At 33.8% G+C, this 15,595-nt stretch carries 12 protein-coding genes; 1 reads left to right on the forward strand and 11 read right to left on the reverse strand.

Annotated features, from left to right (window positions below; genetic code table 11):
• Window positions 1-2: 2 nt before the first annotated feature.
• From CIGNP85_RS06680 to pheS, 5 genes are all read right to left on the reverse strand, one after another.
• Window positions 3-1,673 carry a 30S ribosomal protein S1 gene (locus tag CIGNP85_RS06680; protein ID WP_086238675.1) on the reverse strand — a complete coding sequence of 557 codons (1,671 nt, stop codon included), beginning with the start codon at window positions 1,671-1,673 and terminating at the stop codon, window positions 3-5.
• A gap of 84 nt (window positions 1,674-1,757) precedes the next feature.
• A complete protein-coding gene (locus CIGNP85_RS06685) occupies window positions 1,758-2,615 on the reverse strand; it encodes a 4-hydroxy-3-methylbut-2-enyl diphosphate reductase (RefSeq protein ID WP_086238676.1) in 858 nt (285 codons plus the stop codon).
• Window positions 2,605-3,882: a 3-phosphoshikimate 1-carboxyvinyltransferase gene (gene aroA, locus CIGNP85_RS06690; RefSeq protein ID WP_086238677.1), complete on the reverse strand. Its 1,278-nt coding sequence runs from the start codon at window positions 3,880-3,882 to the stop codon at window positions 2,605-2,607. The genes CIGNP85_RS06685 and aroA overlap by 11 nt, the downstream gene beginning before the upstream one ends.
• Entirely contained in the window at window positions 3,879-6,215 is a 2,337-nt protein-coding gene (gene pheT / locus CIGNP85_RS06695) for a phenylalanine--tRNA ligase subunit beta (RefSeq protein WP_086252363.1), read from the reverse strand. The genes aroA and pheT overlap by 4 nt, the downstream gene beginning before the upstream one ends.
• Window positions 6,212-7,204, reverse strand: a complete 993-nt coding sequence (gene pheS, locus CIGNP85_RS06700; protein ID WP_086232767.1) for a phenylalanine--tRNA ligase subunit alpha — start codon at window positions 7,202-7,204, stop codon at window positions 6,212-6,214. The genes pheT and pheS overlap by 4 nt, the downstream gene beginning before the upstream one ends.
• A 218-nt stretch (window positions 7,205-7,422) precedes the next feature.
• Here pheS and CIGNP85_RS06705 point away from each other — a divergent pair, with 218 nt between their 5' ends.
• A complete protein-coding gene (locus tag CIGNP85_RS06705; RefSeq protein WP_086224759.1) occupies window positions 7,423-7,782 on the forward strand; it encodes a histidine triad nucleotide-binding protein in 360 nt (119 codons plus the stop codon).
• A gap of 1 nt (window position 7,783) precedes the next feature.
• Here the strand turns inward: CIGNP85_RS06705 and CIGNP85_RS06710 are convergent, their stop codons facing one another.
• The 6 genes from CIGNP85_RS06710 to purD are packed head-to-tail and all read right to left on the reverse strand — an operon-like array spanning window position 7,784 to window position 15,386.
• Window positions 7,784-8,626, reverse strand: a complete 843-nt coding sequence (locus CIGNP85_RS06710; protein WP_086287593.1) for a universal stress protein — start codon at window positions 8,624-8,626, stop codon at window positions 7,784-7,786.
• Window positions 8,627-8,637: 11 nt separating this feature from the next.
• Entirely contained in the window at window positions 8,638-10,818 is a 2,181-nt protein-coding gene (locus tag CIGNP85_RS06715; protein WP_086287595.1) for a polyribonucleotide nucleotidyltransferase, read from the reverse strand.
• Window positions 10,819-11,514 (reverse strand): phosphoribosyltransferase family protein, encoded by a 696-nt coding sequence (locus CIGNP85_RS06720; RefSeq protein WP_086224762.1) that lies wholly within the window; start codon window positions 11,512-11,514, stop codon window positions 10,819-10,821.
• Window positions 11,511-13,694, reverse strand: a complete 2,184-nt coding sequence (locus CIGNP85_RS06725) for an LPS-assembly protein LptD (RefSeq protein WP_086241061.1) — start codon at window positions 13,692-13,694, stop codon at window positions 11,511-11,513. The genes CIGNP85_RS06720 and CIGNP85_RS06725 overlap by 4 nt, the downstream gene beginning before the upstream one ends.
• Window positions 13,684-14,142: an RDD family protein gene (locus tag CIGNP85_RS06730; protein ID WP_086287597.1), complete on the reverse strand. Its 459-nt coding sequence runs from the start codon at window positions 14,140-14,142 to the stop codon at window positions 13,684-13,686. Before CIGNP85_RS06730 ends, CIGNP85_RS06725 begins: the two co-directional genes overlap by 11 nt.
• The gene (gene purD / locus CIGNP85_RS06735; protein WP_086224765.1) at window positions 14,142-15,386 is read right to left on the reverse strand and encodes a phosphoribosylamine--glycine ligase; all 1,245 of its coding nucleotides are present in this window, start codon (window positions 15,384-15,386) and stop codon (window positions 14,142-14,144) included. The genes CIGNP85_RS06730 and purD overlap by 1 nt, the downstream gene beginning before the upstream one ends.
• Window positions 15,387-15,595 lie beyond the last annotated feature (209 nt).

Consider the following 15,595-nt stretch of genomic DNA (forward strand, 5'->3'; position numbering starts at 1 on the left):
AATTATGCTAGTTGCTCTTTAATGATATCGCCAAGCGTCATTTTATCATCATTATTGATTTCATTTAAAACTTCACGCTCTTTTTGTTTAGCTAATCTTTTCACGCTTAGGCGAATTCTATTTTTTTTCTCATCGATAAAAGCAATAGCAGCCTCGATTTTATCCCCAATTTTTAAAGAATCAATATTAAGTGAGCCAATATCTTCTTTACGAATTAAAGCATCTACATTATCATCTAAGCTTACAAATACACCAAAATCTTTAATATCTCTTATAGTGCCATTTACGATATCTCCTATAGAGTGAGATTTAGCATATTCCATAGCTGGGCTAGCCTTTAAATCTTTTTGGCTTAGAGAGATTTTTTGCTCTTTTGGATCGATTTTAATGATTTTTACCTCTACCTCGTCACCGGCTTTAAAGATATCTTTACATTTATCATTTCTATCCCAAGACGAATCTTCATTGTGTAATAAACCTTCCAATCCACCAACTCTTACAAATGCACCAAAGTTTGTAAGTGTAGTTATCACGCCTTTTACAATATCGCCCTCTTTAAATTTAGCACTAAATTCATCAAATGGTTTTGGAAGTAGGTTTTTCAAGCTCACTCTTAGACGGCGACTAGTTGGATTAATCTCAATAACTTCTACATCTAATTCTTCATTTTCTTTTATAAATTCTTTTGGATTTTTGATATTTTTATCCCAAGAAATTTCGCTAATATGTAAAAATCCCTCAATATCATTACCCAAATCAACAAAGGCACCATATGGTTCAATATTGCTTACAGTTACTTTAATAGTATCGCCAACTTCTAGGCCATCTTTAATTTCATCCCACGGATCTGGAGTAGCGGCTTTAATTGATAGCGATAAATGTTTTTTATCATTATCATATTTAATGATTTTCACATCTACCTTATCGCCCTCTTTATATATAGTATTTGGATTTACTGGTCCTTTATAGCTAATTTCACTATAATGAACTAGTCCATCTATACCGCCTACATCAACAAACATACCATATGTAGTGATTTTTTTGATAGTTCCTTCGATTACATCAGTATTTTCTAAAATTGCAGACACTATCTCTTTACGTTTTTTTCTATCTTCGTCAACTAGTTTTTTACGTGATACAATGATACTTTGATCGTCTTTATCGATTTTAATAACTTTAACTTTAAAGCTTTTGTTCATAGCTTGATTTGGATCTTTAAATCCACTTTGTGATCTAGGCATGAAGAACTCGATACCATCATCATTAACAGCGACAAATCCACCCTTATTTTTTGAGATGATTTTTACATCAAATATATTTTCAGCCTCTTCATTAAAATTATCTATGAAAGCTTTTACCTTCTCTTTTCTAAGAGCTTTTTTATGAGATACGCTAGGTCTGCCATTTCTAGAGCCTGTTACTGCTACCTTGATAACATCACCGATTTTATGTACTAGATTTCCATTTTCATCGGTAATCTCAGATATATGCATTACGCCTTCAGATTTTTTGTGTACATCTACATACACTTCGTCATCTTTTATATTTACGATGACACCATCACACACAGTAGCTTCTTCACTCTTTAAAGACTCTTCAAACATAGTAGCAAAATCTTCATCTAGGTCGATTTTGTCAATTTCATTATGAACGAATTTATTCGCCTCAGCCATCTTGTTCCTTTTTATCTATAGATTTTCTTTCTGCTTTAAAGCATTTAAGTACTCAATTTTACCTTTTTTTAGCTTTATATTATATTAACTATTGCAAATTTTATCGATATTTTCAAGCTCTTTTATAACATTTTGAATAACCCACTCAGGCGTACTAGCTCCAGCGCTTACTCCGCATATCTTTTTATTTTTAAACCATTCTGAATTTAGCTCATTTTGGCTCTCTATTAGATAGCTATCTTTACATAAATTTTTAGCTATTAAATATAACTGCTTGGTATTGGATGAATTTTTGCCACCTACGATTACCATTACATCGGCTTTGGAGGCTAGCTCTCTTACGGCTTCTTGATTTTCTAATGTTGCATTACATATAGTGTTAAAGACTCTAACTTCTTTTACCCTTTGCATTAGATAGGTGACAATTGAGATAAATTCTTCAATTTTTTTGGTTGTTTGAGAGATGACGGCTACTTTTTGTGGTAGTTTTGTATTTTTTAGCTCATCGATTGATAAGACTACATGGACAGGTTTGCTTGAGTAGCTCATAACACCTCTAACCTCAGGATGGTTAATATCCCCAAAAATAACTATTTCATAGCCTTCATTACTCATCTTTTCAACGATATTTTGAGGTTTAGTGACAAAAGGGCAGGTCGCATCTACTATCTCAATCCCTGTAGTTTTGAGCTTTTCTAAATCCCCTTTTGTTATGCCGTGAGTGCGGATAATTGCTCTTTTTTCATCGGTTAATTCGCTTATATTTTTTAAGGTTTTAACCCTGAAATTATCCTTTAATCTATTAATCTCTAAGCTATTATGGATAAGCTCACCGATTGTAGCAGATGTGGATTTTTGTGATCCAGCCGAATTTTCAGCAATCTTAATAGCCCTTTTAACACCAAAGCAAAATCCATAATTTTTAGCAAGTTCAATCTTCAACTCTAGCCCCCAACATTCGCAAGAAATAGCTAAATTTAGGAAAAGATGTAGCGATAAATTCGCTCTTTGATATATCCATACCACATTTTAGCCCAAGCACTGCAAAACTCATAGCGATTCTATGATCTCCGTGGCTATCGACTAATGCCCTATTTGGCTTAGTACCAACAACCCAAAATCCATCTTCATACTCTCCGGCCTCTATCCCGCAAGCTTTTAGGGCGTTGATAGTTACGCTAATTCTATCACACTCTTTTACTCTAAGCTCAGCTGCGTTTCTAAGCTCACTTTTTCCCTTAGCACAAGCAAAAGCGATAGCAAGAGCTGGGGCTTCATCAATGAGCCATGAGATATTTTTATCCACGATAATAGCATTTAACTCATCACCGATAATCTCGATATCACCGATATCTTCATACTGAGAACTAGTAAGAGTATAATTGATTTTCGCTCCCATTTTTTCTAACACTTTATAAGCTTCAATTCTAGTTGTATTAAGTAAGATATTTTTAAATTTCACCCTAGCACCAGGCGTTATAGCTGCTGCTACAGCATAAAAAAAGCACGAGCTAGGGTCATTTGGCACACTCATTATAAGTGGTTTTAGCTTTTTTGAATTTAGCGGTTGGACTATGATTTTACCATTTTTATAGCTGATATCAGCACCCATTCCTTTTAGCATTCTTTCACTATGATCTCGGCTCAATTCTGGTTCGCTAAATTCGCAACCCTTCGCACAAAGTCCAGCTAAGATTAAGGCGCTTTTAACCTGTGCTGAAGATATCTTAGAATCGTAGCTAAAATAGTCTAAGCTTCTACCTCTAATAGCGATCGGTGCTTTATTAGCGCTATCTCTACCATCGATAGTAGCACCAACTTTCATAAGTGGTTCAGCGATTCGCCTCATTGGGCGTTCATTTAGATACTCATCGCCACTTAATACATAAAATCCATCACAACCAGCTAAAAGCCCCATATATATTCTCATCGCAGTTCCAGAGTTGCCGCACTCTAAAACTGATTTAGCCGAGCTAATTTTGGTTGGTGGAGTGATATAGTATTTATTATCAATTTTTTCGATTTTGGCACCAAGTTTTTTAGCAATTTCTAATGAATTTAAAGTATCTTCAGCCTCAAGATAATCGCTAATTACGCTCACTCCATCACTCAAAAGCGAAAATATCGCACACCTATGGCTAATGGATTTATCTGTTGATACTAGGTCAAACTCTACATCAAATTTTGATTTTAAAGGCTCTACTCTCATCTTAATCCAATACCCAAATTCTCTGTTAATGCTCTTAAAATGCTATCCATAATAGCTACAATCTCTTCATCTTCAAGTGTTTTGCTATCATCTTGAAATGTAAATTTAATACTCAAACTCACGCTATTGCCCAAGCTCTCATCACTATAGATATCAACTGGCAAAAACTCTTTTAAGCTCTTAATATCTAACTTCTCAATTGTCTCTTTAATGCGGATATAAGGCATATCTTTTGGCATTATGATGCTTAAATCTCTACTTAAGCTTTGGAATTTAGAGTATGGATTTGCTAATTTTTTTATAGGTTTTAAATTATCAAAATCTATCTCACAAACATAGGTTTTAAATAGGTCTCTGCTTTGTTCTATTGTAGCATTTACTCTACCGATATAGCCGATATAATCACCATTTTGATAGACTTTTGCTTGTTCAAATTCGCTTAGGAATTCAATATCACTTGATTTTCTTAGCTCAATTTTACCTAAAATATTTTGGATTAAATTGGCAAAATGTATAAAATCAATCGTCGCTGGTTTAGCCCCATTTAACAGCGTTGGCTCACCTATAAGTCCGCTAAAAACAAAGCCAAATTTAGCCCTTTGAATCCCATCTTTGCTAATAACATCGCCAAATTCAAACAATTTAACCGATCTTTTTGAGTTTTTGATATTAAAGCTAGCTGCATTTAGCAAGTGATTTATTAATGTAGGCTTTAACACACTTAACTCACTATTTATAGGATTTAATAGCACTTCAGACGAACACGCCACACCCAACTCTTTAAGCTCAATTGGATTATCAAATAGATAATGCACACTTTCAAAAAATCCTAAATTTGCTGCTTTTTGTCTAATATTATGTGAAAGCTTATATCGCTTATAAGACTCATTTGTGCGGTTTTTTTCGCTATATTCTAAGGCTTTTGATGGGATATTATCAATCCCAATTATTCTTACAATCTCTTCGCAAATATCATGCGAATTTACAATATCATGACGCCATAGCGGAACTTTAGCATAAATTTGTTCATTATCAGATGTTGCGCTAATCTCAAAGCCAAGCTTTTTAAGAATTCTAGCAATATCTGTGCTACTAATTGTCATTCCAATCATTGCGCTAATCTCAGATGAGCCAAAACCAATAGCAATTGGCTCTCTACTAAGCTGGACTTGCTGAGTACCAGAATATGGTGTGATATTATGATTTTTTGTAAAAATATTAAATAAAATATTCATCGCATAATTTAAATTTGGTTCAGAACCACGAGTTGAACGATAAGCAAACTCATCTTTTTTAATATCTTTATCGTTGCCTAAAATCTCTGAGATTAAATTTGGCTCTATATAACTAGCCTCTATAATAGCTATTTTACTATTTTCATCCACTCTTGCATCGTCATTTTGACTAATGCCTGCAATGCTTAAAAGTCTATCTCCGCAGTGAATTCCGTATGCGCCATTTTCAAGCTTTTTTATAGTTAAAGCTATCTTTTCATCACTACTACTAGCTAACTTACCATGGTCATAAGCCCTAAATATAACTCCTGTATAATGAGTTAGGCACTCTAAAAGTCGCTCTAAATTCGTAGTCTTTTGCGATCCTATTAATGCGGCTCTTAATGCTAATTTTAAGCTTTCTTTAAAGCCTTCACCTATCTCAATAGCCCTATAAGCAAAAGCACCATTAATCAAAGCTTCACAATGTATGCTAACTAAACGCCCAATTCCAAGCTGTCTATCATCTTCATTTATTGCTTTTTCATCTCGTAAAATAAGATCAAGAGCGCATGAAAGATCTCTGGCTATACCATAAATACTTAAGCAATCTCCACGATTCGGCGTTAGTTCAATCTCTATAATATCATCATCAAAGATATCAAATTCATTTAAAGCCTTGCCTAAGACTAACTCTCCAATGCTATCATCTAAGATCATGATTCCATCATTGATCTTAGGTAGGCCTAATTCAGTTGATGAGCATAGCATTCCGCTACTTTGAACGCCTCGTAATTTCGCCTCTTTTATCTCTAACCCATTTGGCATTACAGCACCCACTAAAGCCACAGCAACATATATATCGGCCTTAGCATTTTTCGCACCACAAACTATCTGTAAAACTCTATCTCCTACATCAACTTCACAGACATGTAGATGGTCGCTATTTTCATGTTTTACACAACTCTTAACATAGCCAACTACGATATTATCAGGTATTGTTATATTAGTAACACTATCTACTTCTAATCCAATTGAATTTAGCTTAGCACAGATCTGCTCAGTACTAAAATTTGAAAGATCTATAATCTCATTTAACCAATTTTTGCTTATTATCATTTAAACTGCTCCAATAGTCTAATATCCCCTTCAAATAAGCTTCTAAGATCAGGAATTCTATGAAGCAACATAGCAAAACGCTCCACTCCAAGCCCAAAAGCATATCCACTTACATTTTTGTATCCTACTGCTTTAAATACATTTGGATCTACTACTCCACTACCAAGCACTTCTAGCCAGCCTGTTTGCTTGCATACTCTACATCCGCATCCACTACAAAATATACAGCTAATATCAACTTCTGTACTAGGCTCAGTAAATGGGAAGAAGCTAGGGCGAAATCTAACCTTAACATCACCAAACATATATCTTAAAAAATCCTCTAAGATATATTTTAAATTTGCAAAGCTAACTTTTGATTCTTCTTCTACTACTAGACCTTCTACTTGATGAAACATCGGAGTATGAGTAAGATCTAAATCTCTACGAAAAACAGAACCAGGAGCTATCATACGAATTGGTGGTTTTTGATTTAACATAGTACGAACTTGAACTGGACTAGTGTGAGTTCTAAGAAGTCTAAAATCTTTTAGATAAAATGTATCTTGCATATCTCTTGCTGGGTGATATTTAGGCAAATTTAAAGCCTCAAAATTATGAAAATCATCTTCTATTAATGGACCAGTCTCGATGCTAAAATTTTGTGCTACAAAATACTCAATGATCCTATCCATAGTCTCCATAACAGGGTGCAAGGCACCAGTAGATAAAGGCTCATTAAATAGTGAAATATCAATAGCTTCACTCTTCATCTTAGATTTAATATATTCACTTTCTAGGCTAAGTTTTTTCTCATTTAGCTTAGCTGTTAGAGTGTCTCTTTTGATATTTAAACTTTGGGCATAAGCCTTTTTATTTTCAGGCTCAACATCTTTTAATCTATTAAATTCAGCCGTAATGCTACCCTTTTTACCAAATAGCTCAAGCCGAATTTGCTCCAATTCATCTAAATTTAGAGCAGAGTCGATCTTGTTAATAATATCTTGCAAACCATATTCCTTAACTAAATTTATTTTTATTGTATCTAAAATTTAATTAAAATAAATTGATACTAATTACTTAAATTTATAATCATAACGATGCCAAATTTAAGCCTATTAAAAAATATTTAAACAACTTTAGTGAAAATCAAAAAATATTCAGCATTATAGAAAATTATATAAAATTATCTGATATAATATAGCCAAATTTATATATAGGAGTTTAGATGTCTTGCATTTTTGATAAGATTGTAGCTGGAGAAATCCCTTCAAATAAGGTTTTAGAAAATGATAAATTTTTAGCATTTCACGATATAAATCCTAAAGCACCTGTTCATATCTTAATAATCCCTAAAAAGCACTATGAAAATTTTCAAGAAATGGATCCAGCTTTAATGGGTGAGATGACTAAATTTATTCAAGAGGTTGCAATAGTAATTGGTGTGGATAAAACCGGATATCGCTTAGTGACTAATTGTGGTGAAAATAGCGGTCAAGAGGTGATGCATCTACACTTCCATATGCTAGGAGGAACTATGCTAAAATGGACAGACAATCACCAACACGACCCAAAAAGTAGCTTTTAAACTACATAAAAACTGGCACTGGAGTATTTTCTAAGAAATACTTCGTGCTACCACCTAAGAATATCTCTTTTACCCCATTTTCTCCATAGCTACTAGCTATAACCATATCAAATTTGCCTTTTAGTGTATTTTCTAATAAAGCCTCTCCTGGTATATTTGTGGTAGTAACCACCTCAAATGTAGCATTGATATTATGATACTTTAGATATTCAAGTAGTTTTGATTTAGCGTTTAAAGCTGTATCATCATATTTTTTAGTTACGATAATATGAATATTTTTTGCTCTTTTTAAAATATTTATAGAATTTGTTAAACTTCTTGAGATACTTGTAGTACCATTCCAGCCAATTAATATATTATCCATACTAAATTTTTTCATCTCATTTGGGATAATAATAGCATTTTTGCCGCTATTTATTACCGTTGCATCAAATGTAGATGTCGCCTCGCCCTTTAATGGAGTCGCTGCCACAACTAAATCACAAAATTTCGCCTCATACTCATAAAGGCGACTTCTAATTCCATTTTGTGTCTCAAATTTCGCACTTGCTGTGCCTGTGATATCGCCGATGCTGATGCATAATTCACCGCAAATTTTTTCAAAAATTTGGTAATTTTTGTTTTTTTGATCATTTAATTCAGTAGCAAAAGCACCTTTTAAAGACTCAAACATATTGCTTCTACTAATTGTCATATCTAAATTTGATATTAACTCAAGATCTATCTGAGAAGATAAAAAATCTATATGAGCACCAAATTCCTTAGCAATAAGCAAACCACCATAAATATGATTTTGTATTTCATCATTATTAACTAATGGACAAAATATTTTTTTGATATTCATAAGCACCCCTTTTAAACTAAATCTAGTGAAATTTTACCAGCTTTTATCTCGCTTACTTTTACTTTAATGCGATCACCTTCTTTAATAGGTGATTTAATTTTTGAGATATGAAGGAGACCATCTACCCCATCTCTTAATGAGACAAAAGCACCAAAAGTAGCTATCTTTTTAATCTCTCCATCAAATTCCTCTCCAATTTTAAAATTATCTATATTTTTAACCTCTTTTTTACCACCTCTTGTTTTTAGATCTTTTTGTGTGATTTGGATTATATACTCTTTGGCTGCTTCAACCTTGCCTTTTTGCGAACCGGCTACTTTAACCTCGCCCTTTTCTCTATCTAAATCGATGCTTACATCAAATTTCTCAATTATCTCTTTGATAGTTTTTCCAGCTTGACCGATGATATCAACTATTTTTGATGGATCTACGCTAAATAGCTCTAATTTTGGCAATATCTCTTCATTTATAACTATATCATCACTGGCTTTTTCCATAATGGCTAAGATATGTTCTCTAGCCTCTTTGGCTTGCAATAAAGCCTCTTTTAAAACTTCATGACTAATGCCGCCAAGTTTGATATCCATTTGTAGTGCAGTTATGCCATCTTTGCTACCTGCGACTTTAAAATCCATATCGCCATCATGATCTTCTAAGCCCATAATATCAGTTAATACAGCATGCTTATCACCTTCAAATACAAGCCCCATAGCTACACCTGCTACTAGCTTGCAACTTTGTACTCCAGCGGCTCTAAGCGCTAAAGAACCACCGCATACACTAGCCATAGAGCTTGAGCCATTACTTTCTAAAATTTCGCTTACCAATCTAATAGAGTATGGGCTATCTAGATCTATGCTTGGATACAAGGCTCTTTTGGCTAAATTACCATGACCTAACTCTCTACGACCTGGAGCCTTAATAGGACTAGCCTCACCTACGCTAAAGCCTGGAAAGTTATAATTAAACATAAATTTCTCTGCTACAACGCCCTTTTCTGTTAATATCTCGCTCATTTGTGCGTCACTATCAGTCCCTAAAGTTGCTACTACTAAAGCTTGTGTTTGCCCTCTTGTAAATAGACAACTACCATGTGCATTTGGTAATATATTTGTCTCGATACTAATTGGACGAACATCTCTAAGCCCTCTACCATCAGCTCTTTTTGATTCATTTATTATCTGTTCTCTTACGATTTTCTTCTTATATTTACCTAATATATTTAGTATTAAATTCTTATCCCAGCCTTCGCTTATAGCTGTATCGCTAAGGGCAATTTGATTAGCTATTTTAACTAATTCACTTGCTCTTTCACTTTTTGCCATCTGATTTATAGCGTTTTTAACTTCAGTTTTATAAAACTCATCTATATAAATTGCGATATCGTTATTTTCTATCTCGCTTTTATACTCTAAATTTGCTGCTAGTTTTTTATAATCTTTAAAGGCCTCTTCATAGGCATTAGAGCCATTTATGATAGCTTCATTAGCGAATTTAATCGCTTCAAGCATCTTAGATTCATCAAATTCATTCATTGATTGCTTTTGAATAAACTCACTACATAGACCCATATCAACTACTGGATCCATCGCTATCATAGAGGTTATATCATTAGTTAATGTCGGCAAGCTTCTCATCTCAATCATCAAAAGCTCATCTTTAACCCCAGCTACATATAGATCAAGTGTGGATTTTTTAAGTTCTGAATTACTAGGATTTAAGACAAACTCACCATCAATATGCCCAACTCTCACTCCACACACTGGACGCTCAACTGGAATATCGCTTAAATACAAAGCTACACTTGCAGCATTTAATCCTACGACTTGTAAATCCACCTCAGGATCAGCACTTAATACCATAACTACTATTTGAGTAGGATAGGCATAGCCTTTTGGAAATAACGGACGAAGGCTTCTATCTATTATACGACTTGTAAGAGTCTCAAATTCTCCTGGCTTTGTCTCACGCTTGACATACCCGCCAGGAATTCTACCAGCTGCATATTGTTTTTCTAAATACTGAACAGTCAAAGGCAAAAAATCCTCTTCAACTTGAGTATCTTCTCTTGCTATTGTAGCTAGTACTACGGTATTTTTTACCCTTAAAAGCACTGCTCCGCTAGCTTGTTTAGCAACCTTATTTAGATCAAAAATTTGAATTTGATTATTTACTTCTATACTGCACTGCATTTATATCTCCTTTGATTTTTGTATTTTTTGTAGTGGTAAATAGTGCGGACTATCTTCTAAAATAGACATAGCCGACTCTACTGCAACTCTAGAATTGTAATAAAAATCTACATCCACAAAATTGCTTATCTTTTTAGCATAATATAAACTATCAACCAAGGTATTAAAGTATGATAATATATCAGCTGCTATAAGTGGAGTGCCATATGTTATAGATTTTACATTTAAATTTATTAACGATTTAATGCATACAAGTGCTGTAATACCCGTTTGACATCCTAAATCAACTAATAAAATATTTCTACCTTGAAGATTTTCTAAAAGCTTACCTTTACGATATTTATAAACATTTTTTAAAATTTTTTCCTCATATTTACGGTGTGCTTCACCATAAATAAAATCTAAGCTTATATCAAAAGCATTAACCAATTCACTGTTATAAACAATCTCCTCAGTCTCGCTAACTATAGCAATTTCACACTCAGGATTATTTGGCGCATAAAGTCTCTCACTAAAAAACAGCTCATAACTAAGATCTAGCTCATTAGCAATAGCATTAGCCAAAACAACACTATCTAAAGATGAACAAACTACGACAAAATCGCCAGATATTAACTCATTATGTGGCAATACATCTAGCAATTTACTTGCTGCATCTAGTTCATCTTGAAATTTAAGATCATTTGGGCTTATCAATTTGTGGCCTTATTATCTTGTTCAATGGAAAAATCATATCCCACATCCCCTAATGGATAGAAGCTAAAATATAGATACACGCCCTGGCTTTTTTTAGACTCTAATCCAGCGCTAGTATTTTTAGGTTCGATATCTTCTTTATAAATTAAGCTATAATCCCAGCATTTTCTTTTATAGTGGATACCGCCTTGCCACATTTTAGTATAATCCCTTTGCAGATCATAATCCACACCTGCAAATATCTCATAATTATATGGAAGTTTTAAACTTGCATTGCCACTTAGATAGCTCTCCTTATCATATGCATCGCCATCATAAAAGTTTTTATCATATGTATGCCAGATTCTAGTAGCAATTTTAGTTCCGCTATATGATATACCGGTTTGAATCTTTGCGATATCATGATCTAAATGCGAATATTCTATTTTATTACCAAAATCAAAATTACCATAATATAGATTTATTCGATTCTCAAAACTCTCAAACTCATCTCTATCAAAATCATAGCTCTCTTTTACGCTGTGTCTTAGCACTTTTTGGCCATTAACATCGTAAAAAAATTGAGTTCCATCAAATGTTATTCGCTCAGTTGTAAAGCTATTTGAAACTCTATCGATAAAGTTATCTTCAAATAGTGCTAGATTATTTGGATCATAGGTTGCGCCATCTTTTATCATATAATACTTTAATAGCTTTTCGTTGATATCACCATTATTATACCCTGGTTTAATATAATCAAATTTAAAATTTATAGTATGATAAAAGCTGCTAAATGCCCTTGACATATCATTTTCTAACAAGATTCTATGATAATGGTTAATTATATCATCATAATGATTATTGTAAAAATCACTGCCATCATAGTACTTTGCTCTGTTATAATCAACATGTGAAGCGTATAAATTCTCACTAATATATAAATTTACATAATCATCAAATAATCCAAACTGTAATCCCAAAGGAATATCAATCTCATATTGATTAGCACTTACGCCAATTTCTCTAGTGTAATTATGATATTTAACATCAAATGAATAAGTCAAATTTGGCACTATAAAGGTATTAAAAAAGCTATGATATTGCACCTTTGGTAGCTCTTGAAGCGTATCATCATTACCATATTTTGTACCGATTTTTGCCGTATCAATATAGTATTTAGCATATGTACCTAGATAGTGATTATCTGTAGCAATAAAATAATTTAATCTAGATTCTACTAGTGAGGCATGACTAGATCCATCTCTACCACGTAAATTTAAATAATCAATATCATTTAGATTTACAAATTCAAGCCACAAGCCCTCTTTAAAATCACCATCAATTAAATAACTAATTAACCTATCTCTATCATAGCCTAACTCAATTCCACGATGCTGTTTATTTTTTAAATTCTCACGATTTTTATACTCACTTCTCTCATTAAATATTCCAGAACGAATATATCCATTAGAGTACGGTGAATCAGCAAATCTAAAAGTTGAATATAGCCCAACCCCTCTATTTGTACGGATTTGCGGGTCAAATTCTAAATCCCATTCATTATACTCAGCCACATAAATTGGCTGTAAATACACCAGTCCTTCATCTCCACTATATGACAACTGTGGAGTTAAAAGTCCAGTTCTTCTAGTCTTATCAGTGCTAAAACCAAAATATGGTAGATACATCACAGGGGTGTTTTTAACATAAAATACAGGATTGTAAAGATGTAAAAATTTGCTTTGTTTATTTAATTCACCGCTACTAAATCCTATATGCCAATCTGGATCGCTAACATTACAACTAGATACAATAGCATTTTTAACACTTAGCATCTCATCAGAACTACAACTCTCATTACTTTGAAGCCAAATCTCTTTTTTCTTGTCAATTGCAAAGCTTCTATCAAAGCTCATTTCATTAGTTGCAAGATTAATTCTAGCATATTCTGAGCGGCTGGCTTCATACTCACCACGCATTAAATTTACGTTACCAAATAGCTCTATAATATTACTTTTTTGGTCATACTTTGCACTATCAGCACTAGCTAAGTAGTTTTGTGAATATAACAAAACATTACCACTAGCACTGATTATATCGCCATCTTTTTGCACATCACTAGCTAAAAATTCGACATTTTCTATATTGGCCAAAAGCTCGCCACATAAAAGCCCAGCAAATGCTAGTAATCTAATACGCATTACAAACTACAGTCTTGGCTAATTTATCTTGCCATGTTTGCCGCTGAGAATTACCAAGCGCCCAAAAAAATCCAATATAAAATAGCGTCTCGCTCAAAAGCCTCATACAAGCTCTTAAAAAGCTACTACTAAGGCTAGGTCTAGATAGCATTACAGTATCTATACAAACAAGCTTGCATAACATTTTACCAGGGGTTGCAGCATAGTACCAGATAAAAAATGTATGATACGCCACTTTCATAAGCGCAATTTGCCAAAATAAATTTGATATCGCAGCTAATGTAGCCTCAACGCCAATATCACTGGCTCTAGCGATATAATCCCAATAAATTAACATAAATAGCACAGATATGATAACATCATCGATAGCATAAGCTAGAGCTCTCTTATTTATGCTTGCAATAGTAATATTTTCTCTATATAATTTCTCTTCTAAGCTCTCTCTCATTAAAGCGCCTGATATCCGATATCATCACGGTATTGCATACCATCAAATTGAATATTTTTAGCTAGTTCATAAGCTCTATCTCTAGCCTCTTTTACACTCGTTCCTTTACCTACAGCTACTAGTACTCTACCACCTGTCGCATATAATTTACCGCCTTCTAACGACACTCCAGCATATGCTATATGCGAGTTTTGTGGAATATTTTCTACGCTTATTTTAGCTGCTGGACTGCTTTTATATGGATAATCTTTACTAGCTAGCACCACGCCTACAGCAATCTCATTTTCTAGTTCAAATTTACTTAATTTTCCAAGTGCTGCACCGTGCAAAATCTCACCTAGTTCACCACGAATTAATGGCATTAAAACCTCACACTCCGGATCGCCAAATCTAACATTAAATTCAAGCACATATGGCACATCATTTACCACCATTAATCCTACAAATAATACCCCGCAAAATGGCGCATTCTCAGCTTGCATTCCTTTAAGTGTCGGTTCTACTACCTCTTTTTCTACTCTTTTTATTAGCTCTTCATTGGCTAATGGGCTTGGTGCATAAGCACCCATTCCACCAGTATTTGGCCCTTCATCGCCGCTTAGCAATCTTTTATGATCTTGTGCTACTGGAAGTGAGACGAAGTTATTTCCATCGCAAATAGCAAAAAAACTAAGCTCAAATCCATCTAAAAACTCTTCTACTACAACTCTCTTACCAGCTGCACCAAAGCTTTCCCCGCTTAGCATATCTTTTACAGCAGTCTTAGCCTCATCTTTGCTCTTAGCAATTATTACACCTTTTCCAGCACATAACCCATCTGCTTTTACTACAACTATATCGCCTAAGGTATCAATAAATTCAGCCGCTTCATCATAATTATTAGTATTTATAAATCTTGCTGTTCTTATGCTATTTTTGGCTAAAAATTCCTTCATATATGCTTTTGAACTCTCTAATCTTGCAGCAGCACGTGATGGACCAAAAATAGTTAAATTATTAGCTTTAAAGATATCAACCACACCATCGCTTAAAGCATTTTCAGGACCAACTATAGTAAGTTCTATTTTATTTTCAAGTGCGAATTTAGCAAGATCATTAAAATCTTTAATATCTACATTTTGACCCAAATTTGCAGTTGCTCCATTACCTGGCGAGAAAAAAAGATTATGTGTTTGGTTATCTTGAGTTAATCTAAGTCCAATGGCGTACTCTCTACCGCCACTTCCAATAATGAGAATATTCATATAATTCCTATAAATTTAAAATACCCAGATGGTCGGTGCATAGTAGAATCGGCCCTAATATAAAGCCAATCTTGCAAATAGGCAGCAGCTTTAGGTCGCAGCTTCTAAACCGTTAGGCATCAATCAAAGTCGCGTCACACCACTCTGCACATCTTCGCTAATACTAATTTGTTGGACCTTCATAAAAATGCTATCGAGTCATCCAGGCA

Origin of the sequence: Campylobacter sp. P0085 (assembly GCF_002139495.1) — a bacterium.
Classification (GTDB): domain Bacteria; phylum Campylobacterota; class Campylobacteria; order Campylobacterales; family Campylobacteraceae; genus Campylobacter; species Campylobacter devanensis.

Bases quoted from the DNA above. Each gene is read 5' to 3' on its own strand.
- CIGNP85_RS06715 (WP_086287595.1), bottom strand. From the start codon at position 10,818: ATGCAGTGCAGTATAGAAGTAAATAATCAAATTCAAATTTTTGATCTA.
- CIGNP85_RS06680 (WP_086238675.1), bottom strand. From the start codon at position 1,673: ATGGCTGAGGCGAATAAATTCGTTCATAATGAAATTGACAAAATCGAC.
- CIGNP85_RS06725 (WP_086241061.1), bottom strand. From the start codon at position 13,694: ATGCGTATTAGATTACTAGCATTTGCTGGGCTTTTATGTGGCGAGCTT.
- purD (WP_086224765.1), bottom strand. From the start codon at position 15,386: ATGAATATTCTCATTATTGGAAGTGGCGGTAGAGAGTACGCCATTGGA.
- aroA (WP_086238677.1), bottom strand. From the start codon at position 3,882: ATGAGAGTAGAGCCTTTAAAATCAAAATTTGATGTAGAGTTTGACCTA.
- CIGNP85_RS06710 (WP_086287593.1), bottom strand. From the start codon at position 8,626: ATGAATATCAAAAAAATATTTTGTCCATTAGTTAATAATGATGAAATA.
- pheT (WP_086252363.1), bottom strand. From the start codon at position 6,215: ATGATAATAAGCAAAAATTGGTTAAATGAGATTATAGATCTTTCAAAT.
- CIGNP85_RS06730 (WP_086287597.1), bottom strand. From the start codon at position 14,142: ATGAGAGAGAGCTTAGAAGAGAAATTATATAGAGAAAATATTACTATT.
- CIGNP85_RS06705 (WP_086224759.1), top strand. From the start codon at position 7,423: ATGTCTTGCATTTTTGATAAGATTGTAGCTGGAGAAATCCCTTCAAAT.